This is a genomic window from Mycolicibacterium pulveris, assembly GCF_010725725.1.
Taxonomy (GTDB): domain Bacteria; phylum Actinomycetota; class Actinomycetes; order Mycobacteriales; family Mycobacteriaceae; genus Mycobacterium; species Mycobacterium pulveris.
Map to the genome: position 1 here is coordinate 1,129,191 of NZ_AP022599.1, position 15,554 is coordinate 1,144,744.

General features: G+C 68.6%; 14 protein-coding genes. 5 read left to right on the top strand and 9 right to left on the bottom strand.

Annotated elements, in window-relative coordinates:
* Nucleotides 1-487 precede the first annotated feature (487 nt).
* Nucleotides 488-2,047: a carboxylesterase/lipase family protein gene (locus G6N28_RS05770; RefSeq protein WP_407664939.1), complete on the bottom strand. Its 1,560-nt coding sequence runs from the start codon at nucleotides 2,045-2,047 to the stop codon at nucleotides 488-490.
* A gap of 107 nt (nucleotides 2,048-2,154) precedes the next feature.
* On the opposite strand from G6N28_RS05770, the gene G6N28_RS05775 reads away from it, so the two are divergent.
* On the top strand, nucleotides 2,155-3,405 hold the full coding sequence (locus tag G6N28_RS05775; protein WP_163897988.1) for a cytochrome P450: 1,251 nt from the start codon (nucleotides 2,155-2,157) through the stop codon (nucleotides 3,403-3,405).
* An 89-nt stretch (nucleotides 3,406-3,494) separates the two neighbouring features.
* Here G6N28_RS05775 and mftG read toward each other — a convergent pair whose 3' ends face one another.
* The 7 genes from mftG to mftA all read right to left on the bottom strand — a co-directional run bounded on the left by mftG (nucleotide 3,495) and on the right by mftA (nucleotide 10,018).
* Nucleotides 3,495-4,928, bottom strand: coding sequence for a mycofactocin dehydrogenase MftG (gene mftG, locus G6N28_RS05780; protein ID WP_163897992.1), 1,434 nt, complete (start codon nucleotides 4,926-4,928; stop codon nucleotides 3,495-3,497).
* Nucleotides 4,929-4,937: 9 nt separating this feature from the next.
* Nucleotides 4,938-6,350: a mycofactocin biosynthesis glycosyltransferase MftF gene (gene mftF, locus G6N28_RS05785; RefSeq protein WP_163897996.1), complete on the bottom strand. Its 1,413-nt coding sequence runs from the start codon at nucleotides 6,348-6,350 to the stop codon at nucleotides 4,938-4,940.
* Nucleotides 6,347-7,090, bottom strand: coding sequence for a mycofactocin biosynthesis peptidyl-dipeptidase MftE (gene mftE, locus G6N28_RS05790; protein ID WP_163897999.1), 744 nt, complete (start codon nucleotides 7,088-7,090; stop codon nucleotides 6,347-6,349). The genes mftF and mftE overlap by 4 nt, the downstream gene beginning before the upstream one ends.
* 135 nt (nucleotides 7,091-7,225) lie before the next feature.
* Entirely contained in the window at nucleotides 7,226-8,419 is a 1,194-nt protein-coding gene (mftD, locus tag G6N28_RS05795) for a pre-mycofactocin synthase MftD (RefSeq protein WP_163898003.1), read from the bottom strand.
* Nucleotides 8,420-8,421: 2 nt separating this feature from the next.
* Nucleotides 8,422-9,627, bottom strand: coding sequence for a mycofactocin radical SAM maturase (mftC, locus tag G6N28_RS05800; RefSeq protein WP_163898006.1), 1,206 nt, complete (start codon nucleotides 9,625-9,627; stop codon nucleotides 8,422-8,424).
* Entirely contained in the window at nucleotides 9,624-9,941 is a 318-nt protein-coding gene (gene mftB / locus G6N28_RS05805; protein WP_163898009.1) for a mycofactocin biosynthesis chaperone MftB, read from the bottom strand. The genes mftC and mftB overlap by 4 nt, the downstream gene beginning before the upstream one ends.
* Nucleotides 9,926-10,018 (bottom strand): mycofactocin precursor MftA, encoded by a 93-nt coding sequence (mftA, locus tag G6N28_RS27405; protein ID WP_064893087.1) that lies wholly within the window; start codon nucleotides 10,016-10,018, stop codon nucleotides 9,926-9,928. Before mftA ends, mftB begins: the two co-directional genes overlap by 16 nt.
* A 105-nt stretch (nucleotides 10,019-10,123) precedes the next feature.
* Between mftA and mftR the strand changes: the two genes are divergently transcribed.
* The 4 genes from mftR to G6N28_RS05830 all read left to right on the top strand — a co-directional run bounded on the left by mftR (nucleotide 10,124) and on the right by G6N28_RS05830 (nucleotide 14,297).
* Entirely contained in the window at nucleotides 10,124-10,726 is a 603-nt protein-coding gene (gene mftR, locus G6N28_RS05815) for a mycofactocin system transcriptional regulator MftR (protein WP_179962022.1), read from the top strand.
* A 64-nt stretch (nucleotides 10,727-10,790) separates the two neighbouring features.
* Nucleotides 10,791-12,437: an NAD-dependent malic enzyme gene (locus G6N28_RS05820; RefSeq protein WP_163898015.1), complete on the top strand. Its 1,647-nt coding sequence runs from the start codon at nucleotides 10,791-10,793 to the stop codon at nucleotides 12,435-12,437.
* A 55-nt stretch (nucleotides 12,438-12,492) separates the two neighbouring features.
* Complete coding sequence (locus G6N28_RS05825; protein WP_163898018.1) at nucleotides 12,493-13,017, top strand: RNA polymerase sigma factor; 525 nt, start codon at nucleotides 12,493-12,495, stop codon at nucleotides 13,015-13,017.
* Entirely contained in the window at nucleotides 13,014-14,297 is a 1,284-nt protein-coding gene (locus tag G6N28_RS05830; protein WP_163898021.1) for a VOC family protein, read from the top strand. The genes G6N28_RS05825 and G6N28_RS05830 overlap by 4 nt, the downstream gene beginning before the upstream one ends.
* Before the next feature lie 55 nt (nucleotides 14,298-14,352).
* On the opposite strand, the gene G6N28_RS05835 is transcribed toward G6N28_RS05830, so the two are convergent.
* Nucleotides 14,353-15,525, bottom strand: coding sequence for an NAD(P)/FAD-dependent oxidoreductase (locus G6N28_RS05835; RefSeq protein ID WP_163898024.1), 1,173 nt, complete (start codon nucleotides 15,523-15,525; stop codon nucleotides 14,353-14,355).
* Between the last annotated feature and the right edge of the window lie 29 nt (nucleotides 15,526-15,554).

Consider the following 15,554-nt stretch of genomic DNA (forward strand, 5'->3'; position numbering starts at 1 on the left):
AACCCGAACAGTATGCCTCACATCCGAGCCTCGGCCAAATTCGCCCAAAGGGACAAACGGGCGACAAAGTGCGAGTAGATCGCACCATTATGTCGATCTCGACCCGGCCCCGGCGGCGGTCGCCCACCCGAGGTCGAACGCCGCGTACCTTACCGCCGAGTAAGGTAGCCGGACATGGCCGCCGTGACCACCACGTATCGCATGTGGAAACGCCTCTCGGCCTGGCCGGGCGGCAGCCGCGTGTTCTCGGCGGCGGCGATGCTGCGGGTGCCGAACTTCGCGTCGATACTGCCGGTCTCCTACCTCTCGAAGGCCACCACGTCCCTGCGCGCTCGGGCCCGGTTGCAGCCGCCGGACTTCGCCTCGATCACCGACGGCGCCGACCTGTATTGGGGGGACGCCGGCTTAGCCGTCGCAGCGGTCGACGAAATGGCGACATCGACTCGCACTTTTCCGCCCGTTTGTCCCTTTGGGCGTCGTGAGGCGCCTAGCGGGGCAGGGTCGCCCAGAACGGGCACCGGTGCTGCTCCTCGAAACCGGTGACGACGCGGTTGCCGTCGGGGCTCAACACCATGCGCTCGTCCGCGGCGGCCTCGCTCAGCTCCGGCCAGCCGGCCCCGGGCGAGCCGGTCGCGACGAACTCACTCCAATAGTCGATCATCTGCTCGGAGAGCCGCTGCTGCTCGACGTTCAGCGGCGGTGCACCGCCGACGTCGAACAGGTAACGCAGTTCCAGCGAGTGCCCGGCCCCGACGGGAAAAGGGGCCGCGCGCAACGGTTCCGGCGCCGGGGCGTTCGGATCGTCGAACTCGTAGAAGTACACGGCCCGATCGTTGCCCAGCGCGTCGGCCATCCGGTCGGCGACGCAGGCGAACACGCCGTCGGTCGTCGCAGCCGAGTAGGCCAGCGGCACACTGTTTTCGAAACGCTCAGGCGGATAGTGCTGCGCGACGACGGCGGCATCCGGGCCGAACGCCTCGGTGAGCAGCTCGAGATAGTGGGGGGCGTCGACGGGTCGGCCGCGCACGAACTGCAGCGCGGTGAACAAGTTGAACTCGTCGGCGGTCGTGCCGATCAACACCGGCACCTCCGCCACGCGGCCCGTGGCCAGACCGGTGAGCGGATCCACCGGTAGCGCCGCCGTGCCCGTGACGGGCCCGCTCAACCGTTCGGTGCCGATGTTGTCGTAGAACACCGGGCGGGTCAGCTGTTCCGGCGGCAGGGCGCGCAGACACTGTGCGGCGGTGACGGGGTCCTCGCAGCCGACGTCGGCGGCGTAGCGCAAGCTCGCCTCTTGGGCGGCCGGCAGGTCGTACTGGGCCTGGCACGGCGCGCTCTGGATGATCGCCGCGCGGAACAAGCCCGCCGACCCGGGAGCGACGAGGTGGTCGCACACCGCCATCCCCCCGGCGGATTCACCGGCGATCGTGACTTTCTCTGGGTCGCCGCCGAATTCGGCGACGTTGTCGCGCACCCACCGCAGCGCCGCCTGCTGGTCGGCCAGCCCGTAGTTGCCCTCCCCCAGCGCGGGATGTGCGAGGAAGCCCAGCGTGCCCAGCCGGTAGTTGACGGTGACGACGACGATCTCGCCGCGGCGCGCCAGCGAACGCGCGTTGTAGATGTCGCCGCTGCCGTTGGTGAAGCCGCCGCCGTGAATCCACACCAGCACCGGGCGGAGTTCGCCCGACGGCGGCGGAGTCCACACGTTCAGCGTCAGACAATCCTCGCTGGTGGGCCGGCCGTCGACGTCGTTGGTGACGTCCTGGATGCACCGTGGGCCGGGCCGGGTGGCGTCGCGCAACCCCTCCCAGCCGGGCGCGGGCTGCGGCGGCTGCCAGCGCAACGGACCGACCGGCGTTGCGGCGTAGGGAATTCCGGCGAAGTAGCGGTGATCGTCGGAGATGGTGCCGCGCACCGCCCCGGCGGCCGTCTGCACCACCGCGGGGTCCGCGGGTACCTCGACGACGGCGGTCCCGGCCTGGCCGCACGCGGACAGCAGCACCGCCGTGACCGCCACCAGGGTCAGACGAAGCGTTGCTGGGCGCACGAGGTCCGAGACTACTGACCCCACCTGAGTGCCAGCGTGTGCTTCGCCACATATACTGGTTACTTGACACGCGTCAAGTTTTCGACGAGTCCGATGAAGGAGCCATTATGAACACGCCGACGATGGATGACGCCGCCAAGGTCCTGGCCGACCCGACGGCCTACGCCGACGACGAACGGCTCCACGCGGCACTCGCCCATCTGCGAGCCAACAACCCGGTGGCTTGGGTCGACCATCCGCCGTACCGGCCGTTCTGGGCGATCACCAAGCACGTCGACATCATGGACATCGAGCGCGACAACGAGCTGTGGCTGTCCGAACCCCGCCCGTTGCTGGCCACCGCGGAGGCCGACGACCTCGCCAAGGCGCAGCTCGAGGCGGGCATGGGATTGCGCACGCTGATCCACATGGACGACCCGCACCACCGCAAGGTGCGCGCGATCGGCGCAGATTGGTTCCGCCCCAAGGCCATGCGGGCGCTGAAGGTTCGCGTCGACGAGCTGGCCAAGGGTTACGTCGACAAGATGCGCGACATCGGACCGGAGTGTGACTTCGTCGACGACATCGGGGTGTACTACCCGCTGTGGGTGATCATGTCGCTGCTGGGTCTGCCCGAGGAGGACTTCCCGCGCATGCTGCGGCTCACCCAGGAGCTGTTCGGCGGCGACGAGGATGAGTACAAGCGCGGCACCACACCCGAGGAACAGATGGAGGTGCTGGTCGACCTCTTCGACTACTTCCGACGGCTCACGGAGTCACGCCGGGCGAACCCCACCGACGACCTGGCGTCGGCGATCGCCAACGGTCGCGTCGACGGGGAACTGCTCTCCGAAGTCGACTGCCTGTCCTACTACGTGATCGTGGCCACCGCAGGGCACGACACCACCAGCCATGCCATCTCCGGCGGGTTGCGGGCGTTGATCGAAAACCCCGATCAGCTCGCCCGGCTCAAGGCCAACCCGGAGTTGATGCCCGCCGCGGTGGAGGAGATGATCCGTTGGAGCACCCCGGTCAAGGAGTTCATGCGCACCGCCGCCGCCGACACCGAGGTGCGTGGCGTGCCGATCAAGAAGGGCGAATCCGCCTACCTCGCATATGTTTCGGCCAACCGTGACGAAGACGTCTTCGACGAGCCGTTCAAATTCGACGTCGGCCGCGACCCCAACAAGCATCTGGCGTTCGGCTACGGCGTGCACTTCTGCCTCGGCGCGGCGCTGGCCCGCATGGAGATCAACAGCTTCTTCACCGAACTGCTGCCGCGGCTGGAATCGATCGAGCTGGCGGGCGAGCCGCAGTTGACGTCGACGGTGTTCGTCGGCGGACTCAAGCACCTGCCGATCCGCTACTCGCTGCGCTGAGCGGGGCGCCCTGCTTTCCGTGAGCAGACGCGAACTCCCCCGGAATCGGTCGCTTTCGGGGGTTTTCGCGTCTGCTGGGCAGGTGAAGGTCAGCCGCTGACGAACTCGGCCGCGCGGTGCCCGATCATCACGATCGTGGCGTGCGGGCCGCGGCTGGTGATCGTCGGGAGCACCGACCCGTCGATCACCCACAGCCCGTCGACGCCACGCACCCGGCACTGAGGGTCGACGACGGCTGTGTCGTCGTCCTCACCACCCATGGGTGCGGTGCCGCAGAGATGCTGGGAGGTGGACCACGACACTGGGCCGACATCGGTTGTGGTCCTTACCAATTCGTGTGCCAGCTCGGTGCCTGCCCGCAGCTGGGCCACGTCGTCGGGTTCGCTGTCGTAGCGGTGCTCGATGACCGGCGCGACGCCCGGGTCCGCCGAGACGACGGTGACGCGCCCGCGCGATCGTGGCCGCATCAGCGTGACGCCGATGTGGGGGCGGTCGGCGGGGTCGTCGCGCCGACCGCTGACCATCGCGCCAAACCCCGCGGTGTACGGCCGCAGCTCGAGCCCGTCGGCGGTGGTGAGGACGGCCTCCAGCGGCGGCACTCCGCTGCTGGCCGACCAGTTCACGGGCAACACCCACTCCGGATGATCGGCGCAGGCCACCCCGACCGGCAGCGCGGCGTGCACCGGAATCCCCGCGGTGCGCAACGCGCCCTCCGGCCCGATGCCCGACAGCATGAGCAGGTGCGCCGATCCGATCGCACCGGCACACACCACAATTCGATCCGCGGTCAGCCGCACGACACCGTTGGGTCCGACGCAGTCCACGCCGATCGCGCGGCCCTTATCGACGAGGATGCGCCCCGCCTGGTGGCTGGTCAGCACGGTGAGGTTGGCCCGGCTCATCGCCGGCTGCAGGAACGCCCCGCCCGGGCCGACCCGGGTGCCCCCGTCGATGTTCAGCGGCACCGCTCCGACACCGTCGGGCAGCGGGTCCTCTGCCGTCGACCCGTTGAGGTCGGGAATCCACGGGTACCCGGCGGCAGTGGCTGCTGTCACGAAAGAAGCTGTGCAGCCGTCAAATTCAGCTACCCGGCGCACCGAAATGGGCCCGTTCGAACCGTGTACCGGGGTGTCGAAATCGAGGTCGGTCTCGATCGCCCGAAAGTGCGGAAGCACGTCGCTCCAGGTCCAGCCCGGTAGCGTCCAACCGTCGAAGTCCGTCGGCAGCCCGCGGCAGAAGTAGCCACCGTTGACCGCGCCCGATCCGCCGACGACGGCGCCCCGCGTCAGCTGTGCGTGGCGCTGCGGAGACATCGTCAGCGTCGTGGGATATCTGCGCACCACCGAACTCGCCGCGCCGATCGGCAGCCGCAGCCCGTCCCTGACCTGGAGGAGCACCTGCGGATCGGCGGGCCCCGGCCCCGCCTCGACAACCGTCACGTGACAGCGGGAATCGGCTGAAAGGCGTTCGGCCAAGACGGATCCGGCACTTCCCGCACCGACAATCAGTACGTCGCTGTGCAAGGCGCTGCTTCAGGTCCTGATCTGCGGCTTGAGCGCGCCGAGATGGCGCTCGCGCACAACACCGGTCCACAGACCCGCTCCGTAGGCGATGTCGTCGATCCGCTTGAGCAGCAGATAGGTGAACAGGCCGATCGGCTTGGCGTCCTCGTCGGCCTTCGCGTTGCGGCTGACCCAGTCCACCACCCCGTCAACGACCGCGGCCACCAACACCACCTGCCGGCACCGCCGCGAGACCAGCGCAGCGGCCAGCGCGACCGGCCAGTAATGCCGACAGATCGCGGAGGCGAGTTGCAGCGCCGCCGACCACAGGCCGTGCGCGGCCACCACCGCCACCTCCTTGGGTTCGGTCTCCACGGTGGACAGCGACTTGGCGATGCGGCGCCCGGTGATGGCCGCGACGACCATCGACGCCACGTATCCGAAGCTCGAACCCATCATCAGCAGCATCCACACCACCAGCGTCCACCCCGAGATCACCAGCGGAGCCGTCTTGCCGGGGTGGCGCACCGCCAGCGGAGCCGCCGCGGAGCCGTAAAACGACTTGCGCGAGAACCATTCTCGCAGTTGCGTGCGATGATCGTGAGCGACGAGCGCGACGGGCTCATAGCGCAGCCGGGCACCCGCCTCGATCAACCTCCAGCACAGGTCGACGTCTTCGCCGGACTTGAGGGTCTCGTCGAATCCGCCGATCTCTTTGAGCACCGATCGACGGCAGATGATCGCGGCGCTGGGTACGTAAGACACCGTGCCGTAGGGCACCACCGGCGCCTCACGCATCCCGAGGTCCAGCGAGGAGCGGACGGCCTCGTAGCGGGCCACGGTGTTCACGGGCTCCCGCAGGCCGACGATGCGCGGCGCGACCAACGCGACCGCCGGGTCGCAGAAGTGGCCCAGCAGCGCCTCCAGCCACCCGCGCCGGGGTACCACGTCGGAGTCGAGGAAGGCCACGAAGTCGGTGTCGCAGGTCGCCATGCCGGTGTTGCGTGCGGCGGCCGGGCCCTTGCTCCGATCGTGGCGCACCACCTTGACGTCGCAGTGCATGTCCGTGAAGTCGGCCTGCTGAACTGGCACGGTCGAGCCGTCGTCCACCACGATGACGCGCAGTCCGCGCAACGATGCGACCAGGCGGTGGAGCCCAGATGCGTTGTTACGCACCGGGATAACGATCGTCACGTCCCGGTGCGACGGCCCGGTGGCGGGACGCGGATGCGCGACGGTCGCGTCGAGCAGGGTGCGCGCGAGCTGGGCGCTGACCGCGTCGTGCACCTCGAGGCGACCGCCGTCGAGCATGGTGCGCGCGGCAGGCGCCAGCCGAAGCAGTCGGGTGGGCGAACCGCCGAGCAGCGCGGAGCCCTCGCCGAGCACCTTCACGCGGCGATCCACCTGGATCGCGAACCCGTCCGGCAGCCGTGGCCCGGTCATACCAGCATCCCGTTCCGGTCCGGCGCCCACCGGATGATCCGCTGCAAGCAGCCGTCGACCATGGTGGCGAACAAGCGCGCGCCGTCTTGCGCTGACGCGGTCGTGGGGTCGCCGAGGACGCCGATCTTGCTGACCGCGGCCACCCCGCCACGACGCAGCTCGGGCATGAGTTCGGCAAGCGGCGCCCGGTTTCCGATGACGCGTTCGTCGAGCCACACGTCCTTCGGCGAAATATGTAGCAATACAGACGTTTCGGTATGTCCGGCGTGCGCGTCGGCGTTCGGCACGCTGCACGAGCACCACGCCGCGTCTCGGCCCTCGGTCCGAAGCAAAGCCGTCGCGGCGGCCAGAGCCTCCACATTTCCGCCGTGGCCATTGACGAAGACGAGGCGCGACGCCCATCGCGACGCCGACCTGGCGAATTCCAGCAGCAAAAGCGATAGCGCCTCGGTTCCGATCGAGACCGTGCCCGTGAAGCCTTCATGCTCGCCGCTGGCGCCGTACCCGATCCCGGGCGCGACCATCCAGGTCAGGTCATCGCGGTCGGCCATTCCTTCGACGACCGAGTTGGCGACCGCGGTCGCGATACGGGTGTCGGTGTCCAGCGGCAGGTGCGGTCCGTGCTGTTCGGTCGAGCCGACGGGAACGATCAACGCTGATGACACGGTGTGTAGCTGCCTCGACGTCAAGTTACCGAGATCGCGGAGAGAAGCCACCCGCCGATGGTAGGCCGAATTCACCTGTCGTGCGCCAATTGTTGGTGCATGCGTAGGAATTGATTTTCCGAAATCGGCGCCGACGGCGGCGGAGCAACCACGTGCGTCCCCTGCGCCACGCCTGTACCAGCCGCTTCGGGTGTGGTGACGGCGACGGCCTCAGTTCGCCGGACCATCGGGTACGCCCAGTGCCCGGGTGAACCCCGGCGGCACGAGCACGTGCTCGGGTCCGAGGTCGTGCACCGAGGCCAACCCCAGGCCCATCAGCGCCGAGTCGATACCGCCGCGCAGAATGTCGAGAACGTTCTCGACCCCGGCTTGTCCGTTGGCCGCCAGCCCCCACAGGTACGCGCGTCCGATCATCACCGCGCGCGCCCCCAGCGCCACCGCCTTGACCACGTCGCTACCGCGCCGCACACCCCCGTCGAGCAGCACCTCGATCTGGTCGCCGACCGCGCCGGCGATCGCGGGCAGCGCCCGGATCGATGCGGGCGTGCCGTCGAGGTTGTTGCCGCCGTGGTTGGACACCGAGATCGCCGAAACCCCCGCGTCCACAGCGCGTTTGGCGTCGTCCACCCGCATCACGCCCTTGAGCATGAACGGTCCGCCCCACAGCTCTCGCAGCCACGCGATGTCCTCCCACGTCGGCGGCGGGGTGGCCATCCACTGTCCGTACGCGGCGAAGAACGGCGGACCCGGTTCGCCGCGCGCCGCCTGGTTGGGCACCTGCAGGTTGGGCGGATGCAGAGTCTTGGCCCACTGCAGGAACCAGCGCGGCCGCGTCAACCCTTCGGGCAGCATCCGCAGGATGGTCGGCAGGTTCATCTGCTCGGGGATCTTCGGGCTCCCCCAGTCCCTGCCGTGCGAGAAGCTCCAGTCGGTGGTGGCGATCAGCCCGACGGCGCCGGCCTGCCGGGCCCGCTCCACCCGGCCCGCGATCTCGTCGCGGCTGCCGAGCCAGTACAGCTGGAAGAAGGTTTTCGGGTTGGCGGCGATCACCTCTTCGATCGGCTTGCTCGCGAACGACGACAGCCCCATCGCGGTACCACGAGCGGCCGCGGCACGGGCGACGGCGACCTCGCCGTCCGGGTGTACCGCCTGCACACCCGTCGGCGAGATCATGATGGGCATTGAAATATCTTGTCCCATCACGGTTGTCGACAGTTCACGCTTCTCGACGGCGCCGATCACGCGCGGCGCGAACCCCAGTTCGGCGAAGGCCTCCACGTTGTCGCTGACCGTCACGCCCTTCTCGCTGGCGGCGATCAGCGCGGCGTACACCGATTTGGGAAGTCGCTTCTTGGCCCGCTGCTGGGCCAGGGCGACCGTTTCGAACCAGGTATCTCGTGCCATCGCTACACCGGGCTTTCGTTGCACAGCCGGGCCGGCGGTCTGGTCTGCAGCTTCAGCATGACCGGCTTGCCACGGGAGTGGTCGACGCTGGATTTGGGTTTGACCCGCTCGCGGGCCAGCGCGGGCGCGCCGTAGCCTTCGACGCACTCAGGGTCGGGACCGTCCATCGGCAGGCCCGTGAAGAACTTGGCGGCCATGCAGCCACCGCGGCAGCTGTCGTAGTGGTTGCAGCTGGCGCACGCTCCCGCGGACTGCGGCTCGCGCAGTTCACGGAACAGCGGTGCGTTCTTCCACACATCCTGGAATTTGGTGCCGAAACCACTATCGCGCACCACGTTCCCGGCCAGGAAGCGGTCGTGGATGGCGAACGGGCACGCGTAGACATCGCCGACCGGGTCGATGAGGCATACCACCCGGCCTGCCCCGCACAGGTTGAGACCGGCGAGCGCGCCGGGTTCCCCCAGCCCCGACAGGTGGAAGAACGAGTCGCCGGTCAGCACGCGGTCACCCTTGGCAACCAGCCAGTCATACAGCTGGACCTGCTGTTCGGCGGTGGGATGCAGGTCGTCCCACACGTCGGCGCCGCGGCCGGAGGGCCGCAGCCGTGTGATGCGCAGCGTCGCACCGTACTGCGCTGCCAGCGCGGCGAATTCGTCGAGCTGATCGACGTTGTGCCGGGTGACGACGACCGAGATCTTGGCGTCCTTGAAGCCGGCGTCGGCGAGGTTCTGCAGCGCACGGGTCGCCATCGCGAACGAGCCAGGGCCGCGCACAGCATCGTTGACCTCTGCGGTGGCCCCGTCGAGGGAGATCTGTACGTCGACGTAGTCGCTGGCGGCCAACCGGGCGGCCACCTCGGGGGTGATGCGCACCCCGTTGGTGGAGAACTTCACGCCCACGTTGTGATCGGTGGCGTAGTCGACGAGTTCCCAGAAGTCCGGGCGCACAGTGGGTTCCCCGCCACCGATGTTGACGTAGAACACCTGCATGCGTTGGAGCTCGTCGATGATGTCCTTGCACTGCTGCGTGCTCAGCTCCCGTGGGTCGCGCTTACCCGACGAGGACAGGCAGTGCACACAGGCGAGGTTGCACGCGTAGGTGAGTTCCCACGTCAGGCAGATCGGGGCATCCAGGCCGCGCTCGAACTGTTCGATGAGACGCGGCACCGGCTGCTGCGCCGGCGCGGGCGGAGATTCCACAGAGGTCATTGCGGCACCAGCATTTTCGATTGGGCAAGCACGCTGAGTGCATGCAGGTACGGAGCCTGCTGCGCGTCGTCGATTCCCGCGGCGCGGCAGGCGGATCGGGCGTCGGGGTGGTCACCCAGGGTGTTCACCACGTCGACGATCGTGCGGTTCTTGAGGAACGACAGCTTGCGCGTCCCGAAGTGGTAAAGCAGCGCCCCGAACGGCTCGGCCCGCACCGCCACCTGGTGGTGCAGCCGCCAGCCGCGGGTGGGGTCGAACGCCGTGTCGCTGCCGGACACCGCCGTCGACGAAGTCACGGTCAGTAGACCCCGCACATCCCGTCGATCGACACCTCTTCGACCAGGGTCTCGGTCACCAGCTCGGCATCCTCGACCTGCTGATTCGGTTCCATGGCGGTCCACCTTTCGTGTCACAGGCTCTCGACATTTGTGAGCGAGATCGCAATAATATGGCATCGAGTGCCGAAATCAAAGTGGCGGCTGCAGAAGGTGGGCTGATGCGACCTGATCCCCCGCCCCGCGTGGGCCGTCGACGCTCCACGACCACCGACCACATCAGCAACGTCGCCATCGACCTGTTCACCGCTCGCGGGTTCGATGCCGTCAGCGTCGACGACGTCGCCGAGGCCGCGGGCATCGCGCGCCGCACGCTGTTCCGCTACTACCCCTCCAAGAACGCCTTGCCCTGGGGCGATTTCGACGCGCATCTGGCGCACCTGCGCGATCTGCTCGCCGACCTCGATCCGGCGGTACCGCTCGGCGCGGCGCTGCGCACCGCCCTGCTGGCGTTCAACACCTTCGACGAAGCCGAAACGGTGCGCCACCGGCAGCGGATGCGGGTGATCCTGGAAACCGCTGAACTGCAAGCGTATTCAATGACAATGTACGCCGGGTGGCGCGGCGTTGTCGCGGACTTCGTGGCGCGCAGGCTCGATGCCAAGCCGGCCGATCTGGCCCCGCAGACCGTGGCGTGGACCATGCTGGGGGTGGCGCTGTCGGCCTACGAACACTGGTTGGCAGACGAGACGGTTCCGCTGGCGCAGGCGCTGGGCGCCGCTTTCGACACCGTCAGCGACGGGTTCTCCGCGCTGGAACGGTGAAACCCTCGGCCCACCGCGCGCAGCGACGCTAGCTTGGGGACAGCCGCAGGAGGGGATTTTCTCGATGCCCGAGAAGAAGACTGGACACGCTCTGCTGTTCGACGCGTTGTGGACCAAGGGCACCGCGTTCACCCGTGCGGAGCGTCGCGAGTTCGGCCTGTTGGGGCTGCTCCCGACCGCCGAGAAGACACTGGCCCAGCAGGCCGAGCACTGCTGGCATGAGTTCTGCCGCCGTCACGATCCGATCGACAAGCACATCTATCTGCGTGCGCTTCAGGACCGCAACGAAACCTTGTTCTACCGGGTGTTGCACGACCACATCGCCGACATGATGCCGATCGTCTACACACCCACCGTCGGGGAGGCCTGCCAGCGTTTCAGCGAGATCTACCAACGACCGCGCGGGCTGTTCGTGTCCTACCCCGACCGCGACTCACTGCGCGAGGTGTTGCGCAACCGTCCGCAGCGCGACGTCGACGTCATCGTGGTCACCGACGGGCAGCGCATCCTCGGACTGGGCGACCAGGGCATCGGCGGGATGGGTATACCGATCGGCAAGCTGTCGCTGTACACCCTGATCGGTGGTATCGATCCCGCCCGCACGCTGCCGATCGTGCTCGATGTCGGCACCGACAACGTCGCGCTGCTCGAGGATCCCCAGTATCTCGGCTGGCGTCATCGCCGGATCGTGGGCGACGAATACCACGATTTCATCGATGAATTCGTCCGCACCGTAACCGACGAACTGCCGAACGTGCTGCTGCAGTGGGAGGACTTCGCCGGCGCGCATGCGCTGCCGATTCTGCAGCGCTACCGCGACCGGTTGCTCACGTTCAACGACGACATTCAGGGCACCGCGGCGGTGACCCTCGGCGCGCTGCATGGCGCGGCCAGGGTCGCGGGCCGCCCGTTGTCCCAACAGCAGGTGGTGATGCTGGGCGCCGGTTCGGCGGGGATCGGGGTGCTGCAGATGGTGCACCGCCAGATGGTCTCCGAGGGGTTGTCGGCACCGCAGGCCGCGGCGCAGATCTGGGCCGTCGACATCAACGGGCTGCTCACCGACGACCGCACCGACTTGTCCCCGAGCCAACGCGAGTTCGCCCAGCCGGCCGCCCGCGTCGCAGGCTGGGGCCTGTCCGGACCGGCCCAGCTGGCCGACATCGTGCAGCACGTCGAGGTGGGTGTGCTGATCGGACTGTCCACTGCGGCAGGGGCTTTCACCGAACCCATCGTCCGTGAGATCGCCGCCAAGACGGCGCGGCCCATCATCTTCCCGCTGTCCAACCCCACCAGCCGTGCCGAGGCCCACCCGTCCGAGGTCGATGAATGGACCCAGGGCCGCGCGCTCATCGCCACCGGCTCCCCGTTCGGGCCGCTGCGCCGCGACGGTGTCGAACGCACGGTCGCCCAGTGCAACAACGCCTACATCTTCCCCGCCATGGGACTGGCCGTCACCGCCGCGCAGGCCACCCGGGTCACCGACGAGATGATGCGGGCCGCGGCGGCGGCACTCGGCGACGCCTCACCCGCGCTCACCGACCCGAACCAGCCGCTGCTGCCCGCGTGGTCGCAGGTTCCCGAGATCGCCGAAGGCATCGCGCATGCCGTCGCCGTCCAGGCCGTCGCCGACGGTGTGGCCCCGCGGCGCAGCCCCACTGAGCTGTCGGCGCGGATCGCGCAGGTGCGTTGGACCCCGGAATACCGCGGTTGAAAAAAGTTTCGCGGTGAGGCGTCGGAGTTCGGGCTCTAATGGCGACGATATGGGTGTGAGCGCCGAATCGGATGGCGACGCCCCTCCACGGGCTCTGTTGGCGCTGTACGACGAAGCACTGCCGGTCGTGTACGGCTACTTCGTTCGGCGCTGCGGGGAGCGGGGCACCGCCGAGGACCTGACGTCGGAGACCTTTCTGGCGGCGATGGACGCCGCCCGTAAGAGCGCTCCGCCGCCGATCAGCGTGCCGTGGCTGCTCGGGGTGGCCCGCCACAAACTGGCCGACCACTACCGCCGCCGTCACGACCGGTTTTCGGTTCCCGTCGCCGAGCTGCCCGAACCGCTCGACGCACCCGACGACTGGGACGCCGAGCTGGACCGCATCGTCGCCGAGAGCGTGCTCGCGAAGCTGCCCGAACAGCATCGCACCGTGCTGGCCCTGCGCTACATGGACGACTGTTCGGTGCCCGAGTGTGCCGAGCTGATCGGCCGCACCGTGCATGCCACCGAGGCGCTGTTGGTGCGGGCCCGCCGCGCCTTCAGAGCGCACTATCCGCGGCCGGAAGGAGGGAAGTCGTGAACAACAGCCACGACCCGTTGTCCGTGCTGCGCGGTGACGACCTTCCGGTCCAACCGGATCCGGCGTTCGCGGCCCGGTTGCGCGCACGACTCGAAGCAGCTGTGTCCCTTCCCCATCGAACTCAAGGAGTTGTCATGAGTGGCACCGACACCGCCATCGCCGAACTGGCCGAACCCACGACCGCCTCGGCCACCGTGCCACGGTCCGCGGCGCTGCCGTATCTCGCGGTGTCGAATGCGCGCGAGGCCATCGCCTGGTACGTCGAGGCGCTGGGAGCCACGCTGGTCGGCGAGCCGATCGTGATGGACGACGGCCGCATCGGCCATGCGGAGCTGGCGCTGGCGGGCGGGGTGTTCTATCTCGCCGACGAGTACCCCGAGATCGGCATGAAATCTCCTGCCCCGCAGGCTGTCTCCGTGATGCTGATGCTGGCCGTCCCGGATGCCGACGCGGCCGTCGAACGCGCCCGTGCCCACGGCGCGACGGTGCAGCAGGAGGTCCGGGAGGCCCACGGCACACGCAGCGCGGCCATCGTCGACCCGTTCGGGCACCGCTGGACGCTCAGCGGCCCGCTGACCGGCGCGGCGACCCCGATCCAACACGGCGACGTCGGCTACGTCTCGCTGTGGACGCCCGACGCCGACCGGGCGGCGGCGTTCTACGGCCACGTCCTGGGCTGGACGTATAACCCCGCCACCCGCCAGGTCACCAACACCGACCAGCCGATCGGGCTCTTCTCGGTGTCGGGCACGCCGACGCTGTTCTGCTGCTACGCGGTCACCGACCTGGCCGGGGCCCGGCAGTCGATCCTCGACGGCGGCGGCAGCGTCGGCGAGGTGCGCGAGTTCGACTTCGGCACCGTGCTGGATGCGACCGACCCGGCGGGCGCGGCGTTCGCGGTGTTCGAGCCGGTCCCCGGCACACCGCGACCGAAGCTCAACGGGGCTGGGCCGGGCGAACTTTCATACATCACGTATGAGGTGGTCGACTCGGCGGCATTCAAGGCGTTCTACAGCCGGATCCTGTTCTGGTCGTTCGAGCCCGGCCGGGTGGACGACGGCTGGGGAATCCAGTACACCCATCCGATGGCCGGTGTCGCCGGCGGCAGCAGCCGATCGGTGACCGTCCCGATGTGGACCGTCGAGGACGTCGACGCCGCGGTCGCCCGGGTGGTCGAGGCAGGCGGCACGGTGGTCGAGCCGCCGTCGCAGCAGTCCTACGGCAAGTCGGCGCTGTGCACCGACGACCAGGGCACCCGCTTCTACCTCGGCCAGTTCTAGTGATTTCGGCGCGTTTTGTCACGCTCACAGTGACAAAACGCGCCGAAATCGCGGTCTAGAGGACGTCGGCGATGGGGGCGCCCGCGGCGATCTTGCTGCGGGTCTTCATCACCTTGCCCGGCATGCCGCCGCCGACCACGCCGGCGACCACGCCGTCGCGCTCGTAGAACGCCAGGAACTTGCGTCCGTCGTCCGCGACGATGTGCACGGTGTCGGTGGCTTCGGGTTCGCCGAGGCACTGGATCTTGACGTCGTACTGGTCGCTCCAGAAGTACGGCACGGTAGTCACCGCGGGCACCTCCTGCCCGAGCAGCGCGGGCACCAGGACCCGGGCCTGGTCGGCGACGTTGCTCCAGTGTTCAACGCGCACTTGGTGTCCGACGGTGTTGCGCCAGGATGCGACGTCGCCGATCGCCCACACGTTGGCCGCGCTGGTCCGGCCGGCCGCGTCGCAGACGACGCCGTTGTCCAGCTCGATGCCGGAGCCCTCCAGCCAGTCGGTGGCCGGATGTGAACCGATCCCGACGACGACGAGGTCGGCGCTGAGTTCGGTGCCGTCGCTCAGCACCACCTTCTCGACGCGGTCGGTCCCGCTGACCTCGGTGACCCCCACGCCGCAGTACACGTCGACGCCCTCGGCGCGGTGCAGCCGGGCGACGAGCTCGCCGATCTGCTCACCGAGCACCGACGCCAGCGGCGTGGGCTGCGGTTCGACCAACGAGACCGCCACGCCCAGCTTGCGCAGGCTGGCCGCGACCTCGCAGCCGATGAAGCCGGCGCCGACGACAACCGCGCGCTGCGCCGAAGCGGCCTCCTTGCGCAGCGCCAGGCTTTCGTCGAAGTTACGCAGTACGTGGATGCCCGCCAGATCCGGGAACGACGGAATCCGTTTGGGCACCAGGCCGGTGGCGATGATCAGCTCGTCGTAGCCCAGCTCGGTGCCGTCGGCCAGTGTCAGCGTCTTGGCGTCGGTGTCCACCGAGCGGGCCCCGTTGGAGAGGAGCACGGTGATGTCGTTCTCCTCGTAGAACTCCGCGGGCTTGAGCGTGACGTCGTCGGTCTCGGCGCGCAGAACTTCCTTGGACAGCGGCGGACGGTCATAGGGCAGGTGGTCCTCGTCGCTGACGATGGTCACCGGGCCGGTGTACTCCGAACGGCGCAGTTGTTCGGCCGTGCGGGCGGCCGCCAGCCCGCCACCGACGATGACGATGCCCCTAGCAGTGGTCATGCGCAGTTTTTACACGATCGGCGCGGGGA

Coding starts and splice junctions, on each gene's coding strand:
- mftR (WP_179962022.1), top strand. CDS start 10,124: ATGCGACCTGATCCCCCGCCCCGCGTGGGCCGTCGACGCTCCACGACC.
- G6N28_RS05835 (WP_163898024.1), bottom strand. CDS start 15,525: ATGACCACTGCTAGGGGCATCGTCATCGTCGGTGGCGGGCTGGCGGCC.
- mftA (WP_064893087.1), bottom strand. CDS start 10,018: ATGGAACCGAATCAGCAGGTCGAGGATGCCGAGCTGGTGACCGAGACC.
- mftF (WP_163897996.1), bottom strand. CDS start 6,350: ATGACCGGGCCACGGCTGCCGGACGGGTTCGCGATCCAGGTGGATCGC.
- mftD (WP_163898003.1), bottom strand. CDS start 8,419: ATGGCACGAGATACCTGGTTCGAAACGGTCGCCCTGGCCCAGCAGCGG.
- G6N28_RS05820 (WP_163898015.1), top strand. CDS start 10,791: ATGCCCGAGAAGAAGACTGGACACGCTCTGCTGTTCGACGCGTTGTGG.
- mftC (WP_163898006.1), bottom strand. CDS start 9,627: ATGACCTCTGTGGAATCTCCGCCCGCGCCGGCGCAGCAGCCGGTGCCG.
- G6N28_RS05775 (WP_163897988.1), top strand. CDS start 2,155: ATGAACACGCCGACGATGGATGACGCCGCCAAGGTCCTGGCCGACCCG.